The sequence below is a fragment of the Pseudomonas sp. AC252 genome, assembly GCF_979258105.1.
In genome coordinates, this window is record NZ_OZ409837.1 from 5482992 (window position 1) to 5504747 (window position 21756).

A 21756-nucleotide genomic window follows, 5' to 3' on the forward strand; every position below is an offset into this window, starting at 1 on the left:
ACAAGAGGCGTTCCCACGCAGAGCGTGGGAACGATCAGTCGTTACACAGACAGCTTGTAAACCAATGCCGAAATCGCTACCAGCCCAACTGCAGTAACAAACACGTTCGACGCCTGACCGCGATAACGCGCCATCGCTGGCACCTTGCGAATCGCATACATCGGCATCAGGAACAGAATCGCCGCAATCACCGGACCACCGATGGTTTCGATCATGCCGAGGATGCTCGGGTTCAGCGTCGCTACGATCCAGCAGATCACCAGCATCAACGCCGCCACGATGCGATCCAGCGCCTTGGCGCCCGGGCGTTTGCCGCTCTTGACGATCAAGCCCTTGAGGCCTTCGCTGGCCCCGATGTAATGGCCGAGGAACGACTTGGAGATCGCCACGAACGCAATCAACGGCGCCGCGAAGGCGATGGTCGGGTTGCTGAAGTGGTTGGCCAGGTACGACAGGATCGACAGGTTCTGATCTTTGGCCTCAGCCAGTTGCTCCGGCGACAGGGTCAGCACGCAGCTGAATACGAAGAACAGCACCATCAGCACCATCAGTGCGTGAGCGCGGGAGAGAATCTGCGCACTGCGCTCTTCGGCATGCACGCCGTAGCGGCGCTTCTGATCGACCGCAAACGCCGAGATGATCGGCGAATGGTTGAACGAAAACACCATCACCGGAATCGCCAGCCACAGCGTGTGCAACAGCGCTGACGGCGCCGGCACTTGCGAGGCAGTGGCGAGGATGCCGCCGTTCCAGTGCGGAATCAGGTACACGGCGAGGAACAGCAGCGCGACGATGAACGGATAGACCATCAGGCTCATGGCCTTGACGATTGCCTGCTCACCGCAACGCACGACGGCCAGCAGGCCAAGAATCAGCACGAACGACAGCAACGCGCGCGGTGGCGGCGTGATGTGCAGTTGATGTTCGAGGAAACTGGCGACCGTGTTGGTCAGGCCGACGCTGTAGATCAACAGGATCGGGAAGATGGCGAAGAAGTACAACAGCGTAATCAGGGCACCAGCCTTGATGCCGAAATGCTGCTCGACCACTTCGGTGATATCGGCGCCTTCGCGACCGGACAGCACAAAACGGGTCAGGCCACGGTGAGCGTAAAACGTCATCGGGAATGCCAGCAGCGCGAGGATTACGAGCGGCCAGAAGCCACCCAATCCTGCGTTGATCGGCAAAAACAGGGTGCCGGCGCCAATGGCCGTCCCAAACAGTCCCAGCATCCAGGTGGTGTCCTGGCGATTCCAGCTCGAAAGTTCAGCGGGTGCTGCTGCGTCGAAACGCTTTTCGAGGCTATTGGCCTGATCATTCATCCGGTCGGATCTCCGCTTTCCGGTCACTTGCCACTCGGTCAGGATGCGTCGGAAAAAACCGACAGACATGCTCCGGCCGAAACAGGGGCGCGATTCTCCGTGATAAATCAATGCAAGCAAAGACTTAGCTGAGGAATGGTTGTGCGGAGCAGATCCAAGGATGGTCGTTTATGGAAAAAACAAGGTCGTTCATGGATACGTCAGATGCCGCAAACGGATACGTTTTGCACCCACCCATGCGTCATCGAATGCGCCTAGAGCGATATGCCGAGCATGAAACCCAATAAAACGCAGTACAGCCCGAAGCCGAAAAGCAACCAGAGCTTGCCATTTTCGCGCTTGTCCCTATTGCGCACCGCTTCGTCATATTCTGCGAACTCTCGCTCAATTTGCTCCAGTCGTGCCTTACGGTCATATGTGCTCATACTGATTAACCTTTGAATAATGCGCCTGACGGTCGTGAAGCATGAAGATTCACAACTTGAAGAACAACCCTGCCACTGCGGTGATTGCAGTCAAGACTCCACCAAACACTGCAATTGGATAGAGCTTCGTCTCCCTTGATAACTTTTTCTCTTCAGCCTGAAGCTTTTTCCATTCAGCCACGAGTTTCCTTGATTCGTTTTCCAGCCTGTCGAGCTCCAGATTTTCGCGATCGTTATGGAACATTTGCCCTCCTTGGCTGCTGGCGGATCGGGGTCAGCATTTGCATACACATCGACGGCTATCGTCATGCCCTTATCATCAAACTGTTCCATTCACGCTGACCAGCAGACGCATCTGCCATTCCCGTAGGGAAAATCCGCGAGTCACGTAAGCCGCCTCATACACGGAATTTGCGATATTCCAGACCAATTACCTGCCAGAACCCTGCCCTTGATCTAGCGTGTGAGGAGCCATAACCCAAGGAGCCTCCCATGCCACTGGTTCGCGTCGACATCCAGCAAAACCCCGACCCTACTTTCGCCAGGCGCATCGGCGAACAAATCTACGCCGCCCTGCGCAGCTGCATCGATGTGCCCGAGCACGACAATTTCCAGATTCTCAACGAGCACGACGGCCAGCACTTCGTATATGACCCGCAATATCTCGGCATCCAGCGCAGCGACGGCGTGGTGTTCATTCAAATCACCATCAGTGAAGGCCGCACTGTGGAGAAGAAACAATTGATGTTCAAAACCATCGCCGAAAGCCTGCATGCGCACGTGGGGATACGCCCGGAGGATGTGTTTATCAATCTCGTGGAGGTGAAAAAAGAGAACTGGTCGTTCGGCAATGGCATTGCGCAATACGTCACCTGATTGGCCGTACGCCATGGGTGCTTGCTTGTTCCACGAACCCGTCCAGAATCAAAGCACCACTGCGTGAATGCAACGATTGCCAAGCCGCTGCGGATTCAGCACTCTGAGTCGACTTTCGCGACCCACCCGCCGCCCATCACAGGAGCCGCGCAATGCCCGCAACCGTTCTGGTACTGGTTGAAACGATCAATGACTATCTGCCGATTCTCGAACACCAGGGATTCCACCTGATCCTTGCACCAACGCCGGCCGAACGTGCGCAAGCCATCATCACCCATGGCAGTCGTATCGATGCCGTGCTGACTCGCGGCCCGCTGGGCCTGACCGCCCAAGAGATCAGCGCCCTGCCCGCCCTGAAAATCATCACGGTGATCGGCGCGGGCTATGAACAGGTCGACCTGCAAGCGGCCAGCGACCGCGGGATCACCGTCACCAATGGTGCCGGGGTCAACGCCTCCTCAGTTGCCGATCATGCGATGGCGCTGTTGCTGGCATTGGTCCGCGACATTCCGCGCTGTGATGCAGCGGTGCGCCGCGGTGAATGGCCGAAAATCATGCGCCCGTCACTGGCCGGCAAGCACCTGGGAATTCTTGGGCTGGGCGCGGTGGGCATGGCGATTGCCAAGCGCGCGGAATTGGGTTTCGACATGCAGATCAGCTACCACAACCGCCAGGTGCGCAGCGATGTGGCTTACGCGTTCTGCTCGACTCCGACCGATCTGGCGAGAGTTTCGGACTTTCTGGTGGTTGCCACGCCCGGTGGCATTACAACGCAGCATTTGGTCACACGAACGGTGCTTGACGCGCTCGGACCGAATGGATTCATCGTCAATATCGCCAGAGCCAGCGTGATCGCTACGGCGGACCTGATTACCGCACTGGAGCAACGGCGCATCGCTGGCGCCGCACTGGACGTATTCGATCACGAACCGGAAGTGCCCGATGCCCTGAAAAGCCTCAGCAATGTTGTGCTGACTCCGCACGTAGCCGGGCTTTCCCCTGAGGCTACACAAGGCACGGTTGAGCTGGTGGGCAAAAATCTGATGGCATTTTTTTCCGGACAACCGGTGCTGACTCCCGTCGCGCTGCCACCGAAACTGATTAACCAGCGTGTGCATTAAGGCGCTCGGGATCCTCGGTCTGCAGTGTTCATCGCCCCCATTCTCAAAGTTGATCATCCAGCAACACGCTAACCTATAAGACCGACCCGCGCTTGTGAGCATTCGAGCGCGCCATTAGATTAGCCAATGATGTCTGGCCTCCAAAATAAGCAGAAGGGATAAGCATGGCGCTTACTGACCAGTCCACCCGGATCCGCGCGGGCGAAGAACTCGATGCCAGCCTGATCGATCCGTACCTCAAGGCGCACATCCCCGGCCTGACCGGCAGCCCGCAGATCAGCCAGTTCCCCGGCGGTGCGTCGAACCTGACCTATTTGCTGGAATACCCGGAACAAGAATTTGTCCTGCGCCGCCCGCCGTTCGGCCACAAGGCCAAATCCGCGCACGACATGGGCCGTGAATTCCGCATCCTTAACCAACTGCGCGACGGCTTCCCGTATTGCCCAAAGGCCTACGTGCACTGCACCGATGAAACGGTGATCGGCGCCGAGTTCTATGTAATGGAACGGGTCAAGGGCATCATCCTGCGCGCCGAGCTGCCACCGGAGCTGGGTCTCGATTCGGCGAAAACCGAAGCACTGTGCAAAAGCTTCATTGACCGTTTCGTTGAACTGCACCGCGTTGATTACAACGCCTGCGGACTTGGCGATCTGGGCAAGCCTGAAGGCTACGTCGCGCGGCAGATCAAAGGCTGGAGCGAGCGTTACGAAAAAGCCCTGACCCCGGACGCGCCGCACTGGGAAGCTGTGAAAGCCTGGCTTAACGACAAGATGCCGGCCGACCACCCGACCTCAAGCATCGTCCACAACGACTATCGCTTCGACAACGTCATCCTCGACCCGGCCAATCCGATGCAGATCATCGGCGTGCTCGACTGGGAACTGACCACCCTCGGCGATCCGCTGATGGATCTGGGCAACACCCTCGCCTATTGGATCGAAGCCGGCGACCCGGCACCGGTGCAACTGATGCGCCGCCAGCCAAGCCACGCGCCGGGCATGCTCACCCGCCGCGAATTCGTCGACTACTACGCCGAGCGCTCGGGCATCCGCATCGACAATTTCGACTTCTACTACACCTACGGCCTGTTCCGCCTGGCCGGCATCGTGCAGCAGATCTACTACCGCTTCTACCATGGCCAGACGCAGGACAAACGCTTCGCGCAGTTCATTCACATGAACAAACTGCTCGAGCAGATGAGCCTGCAGGTCATCCAGAAATCCAGCCTCTGATCCGGGCCAATAACAAGACCTTCAACAAGGGAACCCCATGTCCAAGACTCAGTTGTTCGACCTCGACGGCAAAATCGCTTTCGTCTCCGGCGCCAGCCGTGGCATCGGCGAAGCCATCGCCAAACTGCTGGCCCAGCAAGGCGCCCACGTGATCGTCTCAAGCCGCAAGCTCGAAGGCTGCCAGCACGTCGCCGACGCTATCACCGCCGCCGGCGGCAAGGCCACGGCCGTGGCCTGTCACATCGGTGAGATGGAGCAGATCAGCCAAGTGTTTGCCGGGATCAAGGAACAGTTCGGCCGCCTCGACATTCTGGTCAACAACGCCGCTACCAACCCGCAATTCTGCAACGTGCTCGACACCGATCTCGGTGCGTTCCAGAAGACCGTCGACGTGAACATTCGCGGCTACTTCTTCATGTCGGTCGAAGCCGGCAAGCTCATGCGCGAAAACGGTGGCGGCAGCATCATCAACGTCGCCTCGATCAACGGCATCTCTCCGGGGATTTTCCAAGGCATTTATTCGGTGACCAAGGCGGCGGTCATCAACATGACCAAGGTCTTCGCCAAGGAATGCGCGCAATTCGGCATCCGCTGTAACGCCCTGCTCCCCGGCCTGACAGACACCAAATTCGCCTCGGCCCTGGTGAAAAACGACGCGATTCTGAAACAGGCGCTCACGCAGATCCCGCTCAAACGCGTAGCCGACCCAAGCGAAATGGCTGGAGCAGTGTTGTACCTGGCCAGCGATGCGTCGAGCTACACCACTGGTGTGGCGCTGAATGTGGATGGCGGGTTCCTGTCCTGATTTTCAGGGCGGATACCTGACCCTTGTGGGAGCGAGCCTGCTCGCGAAAGCGTTGGGTCAGTCAGCTATGTCTTGACTGATACCACGCCTTCGCGAGCAGGCTCGCTCCCACAGGGTCACTGCAGGATTCCAGGCCTCGTGCAATCGAGGAATCGCGAGTCTTATTGGGTTATGCAACGGGTAGTGGTGATGTGGCGCGTCACCTGCCCATCCACATACATATCCCCGGCAACCTCTGTATTCTCCAGCACCTCACACCGACGTTCCGGCGGTGGTGGCGGCGCGACAGGCGCAGGCGGTGGAGGACTGGCACAACCGGCCAACAACACTGCAAGAAAAGCCAACGGCAATACGCGTTTCCCAGGATTATTCATAGGGCGACCCGCGGTAAAGAGAGACAAACTCCCGCAACCCAACCGGCCGCGGAAGACCTGACCACTCGTTATTTATAGCTGAGCGCCTTGTTGGCGCCAGTGGATTGGGGAGATTGGCTGGGATTGGCTGTCGGTTTTGCGCGGATTTTCCGGCAGTGGGCTGGATTGAGATCATCGTTGCCGGCGAGGGCCTCATCGCGAGCAGGCTCGCTCCCACAGAAAAGCAAAATCAAACAAGCAAGCCGCCCCACCACTCACATCCAACACGATGAGCGTTAGCTCGAGTAAAGCTTTTGATCCTGGAGCCCGTCGGCAGGCTGAGTGGAGGGATTGATCCGGGCGTGGGAGCGCAGCGACCGTACGACGCAGTCGTGCACAGCGGAAGGAGGTGCAGCGAAGCAAACCGTAGCCGCTGCGCCAGGATCGATCCCGGAGCGAAGGAACCCCGAGCCTCAGCGAGCGGGCCGAACGTCAGGGCGAAGACCTTTGGTTACTTTGGGCTGGGCCGGCATTCCGGCGTTTGCCAAAAGTGACCCGCCGTAAGGGCGGAACCGTAACCAGCAACACCCGCAGAAACGAATATACACCCACCCCCCACAGCATGGCCGGCCCAAAGGCCGCCAAGACCAAAGCGCGTTAAGCCAAATCCGGATCCCGAGACGAGCGCAAAGAGTTGCTCTCAAGCTCATACCGCAACTCATCCACCAACGCCTCAACCGCCCCAGGCGTACGCAGCGAAGCCAGATCCAGACCGCTGATCACCAGATCCACCTGCCCCGAATCCCGGTGATACAACTTGACCGTCAGCGAATGATCACCATCCACCGAACACTCACAAGCCAGCGGCGCAAAACTGTGCTCGAGCCGAGCGCGCAACTGCGCAAGATTCATCATTGACGTCGTTCCTATGACTGTTTCAAAAGGGGCACGATCGCAGGCCCGAAATGGCCCACACCGCACCCCACCAGCCTAAGAACACAACGCCCTCGCCAATACATGAATTTGCACCCTTGTAACTAGTGCATTTGCACCCCTCAACGCTGGCCCTTGGTGCCCCACTCTCCCGAAAACAAGCCTCGCTCCCGAGCCCAGACAATCGCCTCGCTGCGGCTGTGCACATCAATTTTCGAATACACAGTGGCGACATGATTGCGCACAGTGTTAGGCGCCAATTTCAACCGCAGGGCAATCTCCTTGTCCGCCAGACCTTCGCAGATCAAACCCAGTACATCGCGCTCACGCGCCGTCAGATCAGTGAACGAAGCGCTGGGCAGTTGCGGCGAGTTGATTTTCTTCACGTTGGCCAGCTTCTCGATCAGCGTTCGGCTGAACCACGAAGCATCCTTCATCACCTCTTCAATCGCCGCCACCAACTCAAGCTCAGTGCGCTTGCGCTCGGTCATGTCCATCAGCACCAGCAGATAACAGGAAACATCGTGAATATTTACGGTGTCAGCGGAAACTGCACACTCCAGCAACTCCTCATCCTTCTTGCGCACCGGCACGTCGACGCGATCCACCCGACCGTTCTTCGCCAGCGCCGACAACAGCCGCGTGCGCGCGCCGTCATCGTGGATGAAGCTCAATTGCGTCACGGTTTTCCCGAGTACATCATCGCTGTCATAGGCCAGGGTATCGAGGAATGCCTGATTAACGTCGATGACCTCCTGCTTGTCAGCGGTGCAGATCAGAATCGGTACCGGTGTCAGACGAAACGCCTTTGCAAAGCGCTCCTCGCTCTGACGCAAGGCAACTTCCACGCGGCGCCGGGGCTCCATGTCGACGAAAGAGAACAGCATGCAATTCTCGTCATTGAGCAGCAGCGGCTGACCGGCGACGATCACCTGCTTGCTGCCCCCATCCGGAAGGCGCAATTCCGCCTGCATCTGCGGGATGGTCGCGACATCACGCAAGCGCTGAACGGCCAGATCGCGCTGATCGGCCTGCTCGAAGATATCGATTTCGTAAGCCGAGGTGCCGATCACTTGATCGCGGGTGTAGCCGGTCATTTCCAGAAATCCCGGATTGACCTTGATGTAACGCAAATCGCTCAGACGACAGATCACTGCCGGCGCAGGGTTGGCGTTGAAGGTTTTTTCGAAGCGCAACTCGGCGTTGGCCCAATCGGTGACGTCGCTCATGATCAGCACCAGCGACTCGGGCTGGCCGACGCGGTCGGTCAGCACCATGCTGCGCACGCTGTGCACCCAGATATGCTCGGGGTCGTCCACGGAGGAGACTTCGATCAGCACATCACTGAACGCCTCACAACGCGCCACGCGGCTGATCGGGTAGTTCTCGGGTGGCAAGACATGATTATTGCGGTAGCGCAGCGTAAAGCGCTTGGCATACTCGTCAGCGTTGGTGCCCAGATCACCGATGGTGCTGACACCGTGCATGGTCAGCGCCGCTTCGTTGGCCCAGAGAATGCTTTTGTCGAGCTCCAGCAGAATCACCCCGTCCGACAGCCCGGCGATGATCTGCTGCAACTGGCGACGGTTGGTTTCGGTAGTCAGGACTTCCTGGCTCATTGGATCTCCACACTGTGATGCGGCTAGGTGAAAAGTACGACCGCAGCGGCTCAGGATCGTGCGACACCCGGAAAACCACTGCCCCTTGCGGGAGCGAGCCTGCTCGCGAAGCGGTGAGTCGGCTGGAGTATTTGTCACTGATACACGGCTTTCGCAAGCAGACGTCGCGGCTAATCAGTGATGCTGAGTATCACCCGCTGCAGTATCAATACTGACAACCACTGACATCCCCGGCCTGAGCCGCTCTTCTTCCTGCTGATCCGGGTCAATCGTGATCCGTACCGGCACCCGCTGAGCAATCTTGACGAAGTTGCCGGTGGCGTTGTCGGCCTGCAGCAAGGCAAATTCCGACCCGGTGCCCGGCGAAATATGCTGCACATGGCCGGTGAATCTGCGGTGGTTCAAAGCGTCGACGGTGAAGCGCACCGGTTGCCCGACACGCACATTGGCCATCTGGGTTTCCTTCATGTTGGCGATCACCCATTTCTGATCCGGCACCAATGCCATCAACTGTGCGCCGGAGTTGACATAGGCGCCGAGGCGCACGCCGATCTGCCCGAGCTGGCCATCTCGCGGTGCAACAATCCGCGTGTTCGACAGATCGATCCGCGCCAGTTGCACCGCCGCTTCGGCACTGGCCACGGCGGCTTCCAGCGAGCCGCGATTGACGATCACCGTTTGCAGATCCTGGCGGGCGATTTCCAGATTGGCCTTGGCCTGCGCTACCGCCGCGGTGCTCTGCGCGTTGGCGGCGAGGGTCACGTCAAACTCGCGCTTGGACACCGAGCCGTCACGCACCAGTTCCTGATTGCGGCGCAGATCAGCCTCGCTCTTGCGCAACTGCGCCTGGCTGTCGGCGAGCACTGCCTGACGTAATTTGATCGTCGCCTCGGCGCTGTTGCGCTGCTGCACGACATTGGCCAATCCGGCTTTCTGCACCGCCAGTTGTGCCAGCGACTGGTCGAGGCGTTGCTGATAAATGCGGTCGTCCAGACGCACCAGCAAATCGCCGGCCTTGACGTACTGGAAGTCCTGCACTGGCACTTCGAATACATAGCCGCTGAGCTGCGGGCCGATGATCGTCACCTGCCCGCGGATCAAGGCGTTTTCCGTGGTTTCGACGGCGCTGCTGAACGGTGGCAATTGCCAGGCGTACAACACGATCAACACGCCGACGATGGCGATTGCGGCAAAGCCCAGTGAAGAAATGATCCGCACCCGCAGCGAACGCGGCGCAGTGTTGGGTGATGACGGCGGCGCCTCCCCTTCAGGCGTGGCGGCGATGGCGTTGGTGGTTGTGGTGGTCGGTTCGGTCATGAAGAAGTGGCACCGCTGGGTGGTACGGAAGGTGTCGGCTCAATGGCTTTGGTGGTGCTCATCAGCCACAACGCGCGAATCGAAAGCCAGATCATGGTCAGGACGGCAATGACCGCGATCAGCATGAAGACATCGTTATAGGCCAGCACGTTCGCTTCGCGTGTCGCCGCGTTGGCGAGGGCGCGGATGCCGACGAGGTTGCGCAGGCCCGGATCGGCGAAAAACCCGCCGTAAGCCGCACCGCCGCTCTGCACGCGCGCCGCCACCAGCGGATCGGACATCACCAATTGCTCGACGATGTGGCTGGAATGGTACTTCTCCCGCACGATCTGAAAGGTGCCAAGCAACGCCGCGCCGAGCAGTCCGCCGAGGTTGTTGCAGATCCCGAACAGCACGGAAAAACTCACCAGATTGCGCGGATTGGTCAGCACGTTGCGCGTACCGAAGACCATGGTCGGGCCGAGAAAAAACGTACTGCCGAACGCCAGCAGGAACTGGCTGAAATACATGTTTCCGGGGCGGGTCAGGTTATTCGAGAAGCTGTCCATCACCGAACCGGTGGCCATTAGTGCCAGCGAGATGATCAATGGCATCAGCAGGTGTTTGGGGTCGATGGTCAACGCGCTGGTGGCAAGGCCGGCGATGCTGCCGATCAGCATCACCACGTAAAGACTGTGCAGTTGCTCATAGCCCATGTTGAGGTTCTGCATGAACCCGACCGCGCCGGTGGATTGCTCCGAAGTGACCATGCGAATCAGGGTTACCGCCAGCGCTAGGCGAATCATCGTTCCGCTGCCGAGCCAGCGGGTCATCAGCATCGGGTTGCTGCGGTTGTGCTCGATGGCCAGGCCCATGATGATCAGCGCAATCGAGCATGCGAGAGCCACACCGATCCAGCCTGCCTCCAGCCACCAGTCGATCCGCCCGAGCGACAGCACCGCGCACAAAAACGCCACACCAGTGGCAAGGATGGCGAAGGTGAGGAAATCGAGTTTTTCAAAGGTTTTGAAGCGGTCGCCGGGTGGCAGTTTGAGCAGCAATACACAGCCAAGTGACAGCAGCGCCATGCCCAATTCGAATAGATAGAGGCCGCGCCATTCGGCAATCTGCAACAGGTCTTCGGAAAACAGCCGCGCCAGCGGTAATGCCAGTTGTGAAGTGCCGAGGCCGAGCACCAGCGCCTTCAGCCGCCACTTCGCCGGAAACGCCTGGACCATGTAATACAGGCCCAGCGAGCTCAGCGCTGCACCGACCATGCCGTGGGCAGCACGCACCGCCACCGCCGAATTCAGATCGTTGACGAACAAATGGCCGAAGGTCACCAGCGCATACAGCACCAGAAACACCTCGGTGAACGCACGCAAGCCAAACTGCTGGCGAAACTTCACCAGCAGCAGGTTCATCGACACGTTGGTCATCACATACGCCGCCGGCAGCCAGGCCATCTCCGCCGTGGTCGCGCCGAGCGAACCTTGCAGATAAGGCAGGTTGGCAACCACCAGTGAATTCCCCAGCCCACCGGTCACCGCGACCAGCACACCGACCGCCGCGTATGCCAAGCGCTTGGGCGTGGAGTGCAATGGAGTCGAGGGGGATCCGGGCAGGCTGGGTTTTTCGTGGGGCTGCCAGTTGCGCGGGGCGTATTTATCCATGGATCGGCCTGGTGCTGGGGGTGAAGGAAGTTTGCCGCAATTTGACGGGCAATACACGACTCGACGTACACCAAGGAACCCTGTGGGAGCGAGCCTGCTCGCGAAAGCGCTGTGTCAGTCGACAACTTCATTGAAGGAAAGTCCGCATTCGCGAGCAGGCTCGCTCCCACAGGGGTTCTGCGTCGCATGGAGGGTCATCGTATAACTTCCAGTTGACAAGCCCCGAAAATCTGGGAAATATTCGCATCGATGTTGTACGACGACGTATGACAAATAATAAAAACAACAAACGATTCAGGGAGCGTCACAGTGAGCCCACTCGCCCGCAATTCCGTCCGCCCTTCACGCTTTGCCCATTTCAAACCGCGTTCGACCCTGAGCCTGATCGGCTGCAGCAGCCTCGCCCTGGCGTTGCCGATGAGCGCCGATGCCGAAGGCTTTCTGGAAGACAGCAAAGCCACGCTGAACCTGCGCAACGCCTACTTCAACCGCAACTTCGTCAACCCGGCCAACTCGCAAGGCAAGGCTGAAGAGTGGACGCAGAACTTCATCCTCGATGCCAAATCCGGTTTCACCCAAGGTACCGTCGGCTTCGGCCTCGACATCCTTGGCCTGTACTCGCAGAAGCTCGATGGTGGCAAAGGCACTGGCGGTACGCAGTTGTTACCGATCCACGATGATGGTCGCCCGGCGGATAATTTCGGCCGCCTCGGCGTGGCGCTGAAAGCCAAAGTTTCGAAGACCGAATTGAAGGTCGGCGAATGGATGCCGGTGCTGCCGATCCTGCGCTCCGATGACGGCCGTTCCCTGCCGCAGACCTTTCGCGGCGGCCAGATCACCTCCACCGAGATCAACGGCCTGACTGTCTACGGCGGCCAGTTCCGTGGCAACAGCCCGCGCAACGACGCGAGCATGGAAGACATGTCGATGAACGGCCGCGGTGCATTCACCTCCGATCGCTTCAACTTCGGCGGCGGCGAATACACCTTCAACGAAAAACGCACCATGGTCGGCGTGTGGTACGCCGAGCTCACTGACATCTATCAGCAGCAGTATTTTAACCTCAGCCACAGCCAGCCGCTCGGCGACTGGACGCTGGGCGCCAACCTCGGTTTCTTCACCGGCAAGGAAGACGGCAGCGCCCAGGCCGGCGACCTCGACAACAAAACCGCGTTCGCCATGCTCTCGGCCAAGTACGGCGGCAACACCTTCTACGTCGGCCTGCAGAAACTCACCGGTGACGATGCCTGGATGCGGGTCAACGGCACCAGCGGCGGCACGTTGGCCAACGACAGTTACAACGCCAGTTACGACAACGCCAAGGAACGCTCCTGGCAGCTGCGCCACGACTACAACTTCGTCGCCCTCGGCATTCCCGGCCTGACCCTGATGAACCGCTACATCAGCGGCGATAACGTACACACCGCCAGCACCAACGATGGCAAGGAATGGGGCCGCGAGTCGGAACTGGCCTACACCGTGCAGAGCGGCCCGCTGAAAAACCTCAACGTAAAATGGCGCAACGCGACCATTCGCCGGGACTTCAGCACCAATGAGTTCGACGAAAACCGGATCTTTATCAGCTATCCGATTTCGTTGTTGTAACGGTTGGCGGTTTACCCTGTGGGAGCGAGCCTGCTCGCGAAAGCGCCGGACCAGTCGATTTGTTCTGACTGGCACACCGCATTCGCGAGCAGGCTCGCTCCCACAAGGGGATTGCATTGCAAGTCAGGTATAGGGTGTTGAGAAAATGAATCGCCCCTTCCGTCATCTACACCAAAAGTCGCGTTGACAAGATCCGGAAACCCTACCGATACTTCAGCGCAGTCATACGACAACCTACAACAAACCTAATAACAATGTGTTCAGGGATTGCCATGACGTCTACATCTACCCCCGCGCTCCTTTCAACCGCCTGCTGCTGACCGGTGCCGCCGGAGGCCTGGGCAAAGTCCTGCGCGAACGCCTGCGCCCTTACGCCAATGTGCTGCGCCTGTCCGACATCGCCGCCCTCGCCCCGGCCGTCGATGAACACGAAGAAGTCGTGCTCTGCGACCTCGCCGACAAGCAAGCCGTGCATCAACTGGTCGAAGGCGTCGATGCGATTCTGCATTTCGGCGGCGTTTCGGTTGAGCGGCCGTTCGAAGAAATCCTCGGCGCCAACATCAGCGGCGTGTTCCACATTTACGAAGCGGCCCGCAAGCACGGTGTGAAGCGAGTGATTTTCGCCAGCTCCAACCACGTGATCGGCTTCTACAAGCAGGACGAAAGACTCGACGCCACCTCTCCCCGCCGTCCTGACGGTTACTACGGTCTCTCCAAGTCTTACGGCGAAGACATGGCCAGTTTCTATTTCGATCGCTACGGCATCGAAACCGTCAGCATCCGCATCGGCTCCTCGTTCCCCGAGCCCCAGAACCGCCGGATGATGCATACCTGGCTGAGCTTCGACGACCTCACGCAACTGCTCGAACGCTCGCTGTACACGCCGAATGTCGGCCACACCGTGGTCTACGGCATGTCCGCCAACAAGGACGTCTGGTGGGACAACCGCTACGCCAGCCACCTCGGCTTCGAAGCCGGGGACAGCTCGGAAATCTTCCGCGACAAGGTCGAAGCGCAACCGATGCCAGCCGACGATGATCCGGCGCGGATCTATCAGGGCGGCGCTTTCGTCGCAGCAGGCCCGTTCGGCGACTGACCGTTCGACTTGATCCCCTTTAATAAAAACCATGGGAATGAGTATGCAAGCCGAATTGATCGTCGACGCCCGCAACGCGGTCGGTGAAAGCCCGGTCTGGGTGCCTCAGGAAAACGCGCTTTACTGGGTCGATATTCCCAACGGCGGGCTGCAATGCTGGAGCGCCGACACCGGGCATGTCGCCTCTTGGAAGGCCCCGGAAATGCTCGCCTGCATCACCCGCCACCGCAGTGGCGGCTGGGTCGCCGGCATGGAAAGCGGTTTCTTTCGCCTGCACCCGCACAGCGACGGCAGCCTCGACAGCGAATTGCTCGCCACCGTCGAGCACAGCCGCCCCGACATGCGCCTCAACGACGGTCGCTGCGATCGCCAAGGGCGTTTCTGGGCAGGGAGCATGGTCTTGAACATGGGCCTAAACGCACCTGAAGGCCGACTCTATCGCTACAGCGCCGGGCAGACTGGCGTGATCGAAGCGCAGCTGGATGGCTTCATCGTGCCCAACGGCCTCGCCTTCAGCCCTGACGGCAAAACCATGTACCTGTCGGATTCGCACCCCAACGTGCAGCTGATCTGGGCCTTCGATTACGACACCGAGACCGGCACACCATCGAACCGGCGAATCTTCGTCGACATGAATCACTTCCCCGGCCGCCCTGACGGCGCCGCCGTGGATGCCGAAGGTTGCTACTGGATCTGTGCCAACGACGCCGGCCTGATTCACCGCTTCGCGCCGGATGGCCGCCTCGACTTCTCACTGGAAGTGCCGGTGAAAAAACCGACCATGTGCGCTTTCGGCGGCAGCAACTTCGACACTCTTTTTGTCGCCTCGATTCGCCCCGGCGACGACCTCGACCCGCAATCCCTGGCCGGCGGCTTATTCGCTTTGAAGCCGGGCGTCAAAGGCCTCGCCGAACCTGAATTCAACGATCTGCTTTAGCCCCTCTGCTGCACCGCTGCGCCTTGAACACAAAAATAACAAGACTGGAGACTCACCCCCATGAACTTCAAACGCACCTTGCTCGCCGCTGCACTTCCACTGATGTTCACCTTCGCCGGTGCCGCCCAGGCGGAAATGAAACTCAAATTTGCCGACATTCACCCCGCAGGTTACCCAACCGTGGTAGCTGAAAAATCCATGGGCGATACCCTGACCAAGGAAACCAACGGCGAACTGACCTTTCAGTACTTCCCCGGCGGTGTGCTGGGTTCCGAAAAGGAAGTCATCGAGCAGATGCAGGTCGGCGCGGTACAACTGTCGCGGGTCAGCCTGGGCATCGTCGGCCCTGTGGTACCGGATGTGAACGTGTTCAACATGCCGTTCATCTTCCGCGACCAGCAACATATGCGTAATGTCATCGATGGCCCGGTGGGCGACGAGATCCTCGACAAGATCACCAACTCCGAATTCGGCCTGGTGGCCCTGGCGTGGATGGACGGCGGCACGCGCAACATCTACACCAAGAAACCGGTGCGCAAGCTTGAAGACCTCAAGGGCATGAAAATCCGCGTACAGGGCAACCCGATGTTCATCGACATGATGAACGCCATGGGCGGTAACGGTATCGCCATGGACACCGGGGAAATCTTCAGTGCCCTGCAGACCGGTGTGATCGACGGCGCGGAAAACAACCCGCCGACCCTGCTCGAACACAACCACTTCCAGAATGCCAAGTTCTACAGCCTGACCGGTCACCTGATCCTGCCAGAGCCGATCGTGATGTCGAAAATCACTTGGGAAAAACTGACCCCGGATCAACAGGAACTGGTGAAGAAAGCCGCCAAGGCTGCCCAGGCCGAAGAACGCGTGTTGTGGGACAAGAAGTCCGCCGCCAGTGAAGAAAAACTCAAGGCCGCTGGGGTCGAGTTCATCACCGTTGACAAAAAACCCTTCTACGACGCCACCGCTCCGGTACGGGAAAAGTACGGTGCGAAGTACGCCGACCTGATCAAAAAAATCGAAGCCGTTCAGTAACGCCCCCCGCTCCGTACTCATGAACAAGGCCCGGCGCGCCTGATGACTCAGGCGCGCCCGGTTACGGTGGAACCCGATGAAGAATCTGCTGCTGCGTATCAACGACAAGATCTACATGACGTGCATCTGGGTCGCCGGCCTTTCTGTCCTGGCGATTTCCCTGATGATTCCCTGGGGCGTCTTCGCCCGTTACGTGCTCGGCACCGGTTCGAGCTGGCCTGAGCCGACGGCGATCCTGCTGATGATGGTGTTCACCTTCATCGGCGCCGCCGCCAGTTATCGCGCTGGTGCGCACATGGCCGTGGCCATGCTCACCGACCGCATGCCGGCGCAAATGAAAGCCGCAGCGGCGATTTTTTCGCAACTGCTGATGGCGGCCATCTGCATCTTCATGACCATCTGGGGCACCAAGCTGTGCATGTCCACCTGGAACCAGTTCATGGCCGCCCTGCCCGATCTGCGGGTTGGCGTGACCTATCTGCCGATCCCCGTGGGCGGTTTGCTGACATTGATTTTTGTCGTGGAAAAACTCTTGCTCGGTGACCAGAGCAAACGTCGGGTCGTGCAGTTCGACCTGGTTGAAGAAAGTGAAGGTGCCGTTTAATGGACGCTCTGATCCTGCTGGGCAGTTTTATCGTATTGATCCTGATCGGCATGCCGGTCGCATACGCGTTGGGCGCCGCTGCGCTGATCGGCGCTTGGTGGATCGACATTCCCTTCCAGGCGGTGATGATCCAGGTCGCCTCGGGGGTGAACAAATTCTCGCTGCTGGCCATTCCGTTCTTCGTCCTCGCCGGTGCGATCATGGCCGAGGGCGGCATGTCCCGGCGGTTGGTGGCGTGTGCCGGCGTGCTGGTAGGTTTCGTCCGTGGTGGCCTGTCACTGGTCAACATCGTGGCATCGACCTTCTTCGGTGCGATCTCCGGTTCGTCAGTGGCCGACACCGCGTCGGTAGGCTCGGTACTGATCCCGGAAATGGAACGCAAGGGCTATCCACGGGACTTCTCCACCGCTGTGACCGTCAGCGGTTCGGTGCAAGCCCTGCTGACCCCGCCAAGTCATAACTCAGTGCTCTACTCGCTGGCCGCCGGCGGTACCGTTTCGATCGCTTCGCTGTTCATGGCCGGCATCGTCCCGGGCCTGCTGATGAGCGCCTGCCTGATGGTGCTGTGCCTGATCTTCGCGAAAAAGCGCAATTACCCCAAGGGCGAAGTGATCCCGATGCGCCAGGCGCTGAAAATCGTCGGCGAAGCCCTCTGGGGCATGATGGCGATGGTGATCATCCTCGGCGGCATCCTCTCGGGAATCTTCACCGCCACTGAATCGGCGGCCATCGCGGTGCTGTGGTCATTCTTCGTGACCATGTTCATCTACCGCGACTACAAGTGGAGCGAATTGCCAAAACTGATGCACCGCACCGTGCGGACGATTTCGATCGTGATGATCCTCATCGGTTTTGCCGCCAGCTTCGGCTACATCATGACGCTGATGCAGATCCCGGCAAAGATCACCACGCTGTTCCTGACCCTGTCGGACAACCGCTACGTGATCCTCATGTGCATCAACGTCATGCTGCTGTTGCTCGGCACAGTGATGGACATGGCGCCGCTGATCCTGATTCTGACGCCGATTCTGATGCCGGTAATTATGGGCATCGGTGTCGACCCGGTGCAGTTCGGCATGATCATGCTGGTCAACCTGGGGATCGGATTGATAACACCGCCGGTGGGGGCCGTACTCTTCGTCGGCTCGGCGGTGGGCAAGGTCAGTATCGAAAGCACCGTGAAAGCGCTGCTGCCTTTCTACGCCGTGCTGTTCCTGGTGCTGCTGCTGGTGACCTACGTGCCTGCGATTTCGCTGTGGCTGCCGCACCTGGTGTTGTAACCGTCTGAAAAGATCGCAGCCTTCGGCAGCTCCGCAGTCTCTTGTAGGAGCTGTCGAGTGCAACGAGGCTGCGATCTTCTGATCTTCACGCCCGCAACAACATGTACCCCGCCACCACCAGACAGACACTGGCAAACCCCACCTGCAACGCCCGCGCCGGCACCCGTGCGCACAGCCTGCGACCGATGATCATGCCAACGATGCTGGCGACAATGAACGCCGCGCCCTGGCTGTCGATACGCACCCCCGCATGAAACGCGCCGATCACCCCGATCGCGGAAATCAGACTGATCACCATCAACGACGTCGCAACGATGCCGCGCATCTGCACATCGGTCAGTTGCTTGAACGCCGGCACGATCAGAAAACCGCCGCCGACGCCAAGTAAACCCGACACCACGCCAGTAACCGCTCCCAGTGCAGCCAGGGTGGCGGTGCATTTGGCGGTCCAGTCGAAGCGCCCGGTCTGCTCGTTGAGCATGCAGTTTTTCTGGCCCCAACTGGCGTGCCCGTGATCGCTCGGCCCCGCTTGCTGACGGTCTTTTCTGAACATTCGCCAGGCAACCAGCACCATCAGCAGGCTGAACAGAATCATCAGAACCCTTTCCGGCAACTGGTGCGCGAAGTAGATCCCCAGCGGCGAAAACACCGCGCCCAGTGCCGCAATCAACAGCGCCGCGCGGTAACGCACCAGGCCGTGGCGCAAACCATCGATCGCCCCGACCGCTGCCGCGCTGCCGACCGCAAACAACGCCACAGGCGCCGCTTGCGTCATTGTCCAGCCGAGCCCGAGCACCAGCGCCGGCACCGCGAGGATCCCGCCGCCCGCACCGGTCAGGCCGAGCACCAACCCCATCACCACACCAAACAGACTTGCCAGCAACATAGGGTTTTCTCAGTCGACCTTGGACAGGCGCGTCAGCCACTCGCGGCCCTTGAGCATGCCGTGCCAGTAAAACCACGGCAGCAGCGTCGCCTTCAGCCACCATGCCGAACGCCGGGGCACGGTCGGGTCCAGCGGGAAAGTCGGCAGCAGTTTGCCGCCATAGCCGAACTCGGCGAGGATCACCTTGCCCTTCTCCACCGTCAGCGGGCACGAGCCGTAGCCGTCGTATTTGAGCGGCAGCGGCTGTTGCTTGCGCGCGGCCAAGAGGTTTTGCGCAACCACGACAACCTGCTTGCGCACCGCCGCCGCCGTTTTCGCGTTGCTGGTGCCGCAGATATCGCCCAGTGCGAACACGTCGGGATAGCGCGGATGCTGCAGGCTGTGCGGATCGACTTCACACCAACCGCCGGCATCGGCCAGCGGGCTTTGCGCGATGAAATCCGGCGAGACTTGTGGCGGCACGACGTGGAGCAGATCGAAAGTTTTCGCCACGCGGTTGACGTTGCCGTCGGCGTCCTTGACTTCGAACCACGCGGTTTTCGTCGGGCCGTCGACCTTGACCAGATTCGAGTTGAACGCCAGTTGCGCGTCGTACTGTTCGATGTACTTCATCAGCGGCGGCACGAACGTCGGCACGCCAAACAGCACGGCGCCGGCCAGATTGAACTCAACGTTGATGTTGCGCAGTACTCCGGATTTGCGCCAATGGTCGCAAGACAGGTACAGGGCTTTTTGCGGCGCGCCGGCGCATTTGATCGGCATCGCCGGCTGGGTGAACAGCGCCCGGCCATCGCGCAGTTTCTGCACTTGATCCCAGGTGTACCGGGCGTGTTGATAGCTGTAGTTGGAGGTGACGCCGTGCTGGCCGAGGCTTTCCTGCAAGCCTTCGATTTTCTCCCAGGCCAGGCGCAGGCCGGGGCAGACGATCAGGTTCTGATAGCTGACGGTGCGCTGGTCGTCGAGGGTGAGTTGGTGGTGATCCGGATCGATGGCGCTGACGCTGGCCTGAATCCACGTTGCCTGACGCGGCATGACTTTGCTCATCGGTCTGACCGTGTCTTTCACGTCAAACGCGCCACCGCCGACCAGCGTCCACGCCGGTTGATAGTAATGCTCTGAACTCGGTTCGATTACGGTGATGTTGAGATGCGGGTCACGCTTGAGCAGGCTGGCGACAAAAGCGATGCCGGCCGTCCCCCCGCCGATGACCACGATGTCCGCACTGATGGATGGGCCCCAGTGTTGATCGTTCATTGCTTGTTCCTTTTGCTGCACGCAAGGATTTCAGTCTTCACACCCATAAAAAATGTGGGAGCGGGCTTGCTCGCTCCCACAATTGGCAGGTGTGAAGGCTGGCATTTATGGCTGTTCCCAGCTCTTGAGTACCGCTCCGCAATACAGCCCCGAGAGGGTCTTCATCACCTGGATCACTTCGTGGCTGGCCAGGCCGTAGAAAATGTATTTGCCTTCGCGACGGGTCGCGACCAGCCCTTCGTCGCGGAGGATGCCGAGTTGCTGCGACAGCGTCGGCTGGCGTACGCCGGTCATGGTTTCCAGCTCGCCGACGTTGCGTTCGCCTTGCGTCAGCTGGCAGAGAATCAACAGGCGATCCTCATTGGCCAGAGCCTTGAGCAGCGCGCAGGCTTTGGACGCCGAGGCGCGCAGTTGGGCGACTTCACATTCGGTCAGACTGGATTGCATTTGCACGAGGCCTTGAAGGTCACTTAAGCTGAGAACATTATGTTTTTACATAAAGTGTTGCAACCCGAAATTCCCCAACACAGGTTTTAGCCATGCCCGCCCTGATTGAAGCGTTTCTCGACCCCGCCTCTTCGACCTACAGCTACGTGGTCTATGAAGCCGACGGTGGCCAGTGCGCAATCGTCGACCCGGTGCTCGATTACGACGGTGCCGCCGGACGCACCGGCACGGCACAGGCGGACAAGATCATCGCCTTCGTACGTGCGCATCGCTTGCAAGTGCAATGGTTGCTGGAAACCCATGCACACGCCGATCACCTGTCCGCCGCGCCTTATCTGCGTCGTGAATTGGGCGGCAAGATCGCCATCGGCGAATCGATCAGTAAAGTGCAGAACGTGTTCAAGGCGCTGTTCAACCTTGAGCCGGAATTTCGCGTCGATGGCTCGCAGTTCGATCACCTGTTCGCGCCGGACGAGTCGTTCATGATCGGCAATCTCAAGGCCACCGCCCTGCATGTTCCCGGCCATACGCCGGCGGACATGGCCTACCTGATCGACGCCGAACAGATCCTCGTCGGCGACACGCTGTTCATGCCCGACGTCGGCACCGCGCGCTGCGATTTCCCCGGCGGCAATGCGCAGCAATTATTCAAGTCGATCCAGAAGCTGTTGGCGTTTCCGGCCAGCGTGAAGCTCTACGTCTGCCACGATTACCCGCCCGAGGGCCGCGCCTCGCACTGCCAGACCACCGTTGGCGAACAGCGCAAAAGCAATATCCACGTGCACGACGGAATCGATGAAGCGGCGTTCGTCGAAATGCGCACTCAGCGTGATGCCGGGCTGGGCATGCCGACGTTGTTGCTGCCGGCCATACAAGTGAATGTGCGGGCGGGAAATCTGCCGGCGGCGGAAGACAATGGCGTGGTCTACCTGAAAATCCCCCTCAACAAACTCTGAC

Annotated in this window: 21 protein-coding genes; 11 read left to right on the forward strand and 10 right to left on the reverse strand. The window is 59.5% G+C overall.

Features of this window, described 5'->3' with window-relative positions; genetic code table 11:
• Nucleotides 1–41 precede the first annotated feature (41 nt).
• The 3 genes from ACZZZ4_RS24875 to ACZZZ4_RS24885 all read right to left on the reverse strand — a co-directional run bounded on the left by ACZZZ4_RS24875 (nt 42) and on the right by ACZZZ4_RS24885 (nt 1991).
• Nucleotides 42–1322: an HAAAP family serine/threonine permease gene (locus tag ACZZZ4_RS24875; RefSeq protein WP_130000007.1), complete on the reverse strand. Its 1281-nt coding sequence runs from the start codon at nt 1320–1322 to the stop codon at nt 42–44.
• A gap of 254 nt (nt 1323–1576) precedes the next feature.
• Nucleotides 1577–1747 carry a hypothetical protein gene (locus tag ACZZZ4_RS24880; RefSeq protein ID WP_163032915.1) on the reverse strand — a complete coding sequence of 57 codons (171 nt, stop codon included), beginning with the start codon at nt 1745–1747 and terminating at the stop codon, nt 1577–1579.
• A gap of 49 nt (nt 1748–1796) precedes the next feature.
• A complete protein-coding gene (locus tag ACZZZ4_RS24885) occupies nt 1797–1991 on the reverse strand; it encodes an FtsB/FtsL family cell division protein (protein ID WP_463549054.1) in 195 nt (64 codons plus the stop codon).
• Between the two features lie 248 nt (nt 1992–2239).
• Between ACZZZ4_RS24885 and ACZZZ4_RS24890 the strand changes: the two genes are divergently transcribed.
• The 4 genes from ACZZZ4_RS24890 to ACZZZ4_RS24905 all read left to right on the forward strand — a co-directional run bounded on the left by ACZZZ4_RS24890 (nt 2240) and on the right by ACZZZ4_RS24905 (nt 5781).
• On the forward strand, nt 2240–2623 hold the full coding sequence (locus tag ACZZZ4_RS24890) for a tautomerase family protein (RefSeq protein ID WP_130000008.1): 384 nt from the start codon (nt 2240–2242) through the stop codon (nt 2621–2623).
• 152 nt (nt 2624–2775) lie between these two features.
• Nucleotides 2776–3744, forward strand: a complete 969-nt coding sequence (locus tag ACZZZ4_RS24895; protein ID WP_415762165.1) for a 2-hydroxyacid dehydrogenase — start codon at nt 2776–2778, stop codon at nt 3742–3744.
• 164 nt (nt 3745–3908) lie between these two features.
• Nucleotides 3909–4976 carry a phosphotransferase family protein gene (locus ACZZZ4_RS24900; protein ID WP_415762164.1) on the forward strand — a complete coding sequence of 356 codons (1068 nt, stop codon included), beginning with the start codon at nt 3909–3911 and terminating at the stop codon, nt 4974–4976.
• A gap of 37 nt (nt 4977–5013) precedes the next feature.
• On the forward strand, nt 5014–5781 hold the full coding sequence (locus ACZZZ4_RS24905) for an SDR family oxidoreductase (RefSeq protein ID WP_024013283.1): 768 nt from the start codon (nt 5014–5016) through the stop codon (nt 5779–5781).
• A gap of 1010 nt (nt 5782–6791) precedes the next feature.
• On the opposite strand, the gene ACZZZ4_RS24910 is transcribed toward ACZZZ4_RS24905, so the two are convergent.
• From ACZZZ4_RS24910 to ACZZZ4_RS24925, 4 genes are all read right to left on the reverse strand, one after another.
• Nucleotides 6792–7049, reverse strand: coding sequence for a DUF1652 domain-containing protein (locus ACZZZ4_RS24910; protein WP_024013284.1), 258 nt, complete (start codon nt 7047–7049; stop codon nt 6792–6794).
• Nucleotides 7050–7189: 140 nt separating this feature from the next.
• A complete protein-coding gene (locus ACZZZ4_RS24915) occupies nt 7190–8686 on the reverse strand; it encodes a helix-turn-helix transcriptional regulator (RefSeq protein ID WP_463549055.1) in 1497 nt (498 codons plus the stop codon).
• Between the two features lie 174 nt (nt 8687–8860).
• On the reverse strand, nt 8861–10003 hold the full coding sequence (locus tag ACZZZ4_RS24920; protein ID WP_039763160.1) for an HlyD family secretion protein: 1143 nt from the start codon (nt 10001–10003) through the stop codon (nt 8861–8863).
• Nucleotides 10000–11655, reverse strand: a complete 1656-nt coding sequence (locus ACZZZ4_RS24925; RefSeq protein WP_463549056.1) for an MFS transporter — start codon at nt 11653–11655, stop codon at nt 10000–10002. The genes ACZZZ4_RS24920 and ACZZZ4_RS24925 overlap by 4 nt, the downstream gene beginning before the upstream one ends.
• 309 nt (nt 11656–11964) lie before the next feature.
• Between ACZZZ4_RS24925 and ACZZZ4_RS24930 the strand changes: the two genes are divergently transcribed.
• The 6 genes from ACZZZ4_RS24930 to ACZZZ4_RS24955 all read left to right on the forward strand — a co-directional run bounded on the left by ACZZZ4_RS24930 (nt 11965) and on the right by ACZZZ4_RS24955 (nt 18212).
• Complete coding sequence (locus ACZZZ4_RS24930; protein ID WP_463549057.1) at nt 11965–13260, forward strand: OprD family porin; 1296 nt, start codon at nt 11965–11967, stop codon at nt 13258–13260.
• A gap of 256 nt (nt 13261–13516) precedes the next feature.
• Nucleotides 13517–14356, forward strand: a complete 840-nt coding sequence (locus tag ACZZZ4_RS24935; RefSeq protein WP_463549058.1) for an NAD-dependent epimerase/dehydratase family protein — start codon at nt 13517–13519, stop codon at nt 14354–14356.
• A gap of 43 nt (nt 14357–14399) precedes the next feature.
• The gene (locus ACZZZ4_RS24940; RefSeq protein WP_463549059.1) at nt 14400–15293 is read left to right on the forward strand and encodes an SMP-30/gluconolactonase/LRE family protein; all 894 of its coding nucleotides are present in this window, start codon (nt 14400–14402) and stop codon (nt 15291–15293) included.
• Between the two features lie 60 nt (nt 15294–15353).
• Complete coding sequence (locus tag ACZZZ4_RS24945) at nt 15354–16328, forward strand: TRAP transporter substrate-binding protein (protein WP_415762156.1); 975 nt, start codon at nt 15354–15356, stop codon at nt 16326–16328.
• Between the two features lie 76 nt (nt 16329–16404).
• On the forward strand, nt 16405–16932 hold the full coding sequence (locus ACZZZ4_RS24950; RefSeq protein ID WP_122700614.1) for a TRAP transporter small permease: 528 nt from the start codon (nt 16405–16407) through the stop codon (nt 16930–16932).
• A complete protein-coding gene (locus ACZZZ4_RS24955) occupies nt 16932–18212 on the forward strand; it encodes a TRAP transporter large permease (RefSeq protein ID WP_197891844.1) in 1281 nt (426 codons plus the stop codon). Before ACZZZ4_RS24950 ends, ACZZZ4_RS24955 begins: the two co-directional genes overlap by 1 nt.
• 85 nt (nt 18213–18297) lie before the next feature.
• On the opposite strand, the gene ACZZZ4_RS24960 is transcribed toward ACZZZ4_RS24955, so the two are convergent.
• The 3 genes from ACZZZ4_RS24960 to ACZZZ4_RS24970 all read right to left on the reverse strand — a co-directional run bounded on the left by ACZZZ4_RS24960 (nt 18298) and on the right by ACZZZ4_RS24970 (nt 20799).
• Nucleotides 18298–19098, reverse strand: a complete 801-nt coding sequence (locus tag ACZZZ4_RS24960; RefSeq protein ID WP_463549060.1) for a sulfite exporter TauE/SafE family protein — start codon at nt 19096–19098, stop codon at nt 18298–18300.
• Nucleotides 19099–19107: 9 nt separating this feature from the next.
• On the reverse strand, nt 19108–20352 hold the full coding sequence (locus ACZZZ4_RS24965; protein WP_463549061.1) for an NAD(P)/FAD-dependent oxidoreductase: 1245 nt from the start codon (nt 20350–20352) through the stop codon (nt 19108–19110).
• Between the two features lie 105 nt (nt 20353–20457).
• Nucleotides 20458–20799: an ArsR/SmtB family transcription factor gene (locus tag ACZZZ4_RS24970; RefSeq protein WP_008086967.1), complete on the reverse strand. Its 342-nt coding sequence runs from the start codon at nt 20797–20799 to the stop codon at nt 20458–20460.
• 92 nt (nt 20800–20891) lie between these two features.
• On the opposite strand from ACZZZ4_RS24970, the gene ACZZZ4_RS24975 reads away from it, so the two are divergent.
• Nucleotides 20892–21755 carry an MBL fold metallo-hydrolase gene (locus ACZZZ4_RS24975; RefSeq protein ID WP_463549062.1) on the forward strand — a complete coding sequence of 288 codons (864 nt, stop codon included), beginning with the start codon at nt 20892–20894 and terminating at the stop codon, nt 21753–21755.
• The last annotated feature ends 1 nt before the right edge of the window (nt 21756 follow it).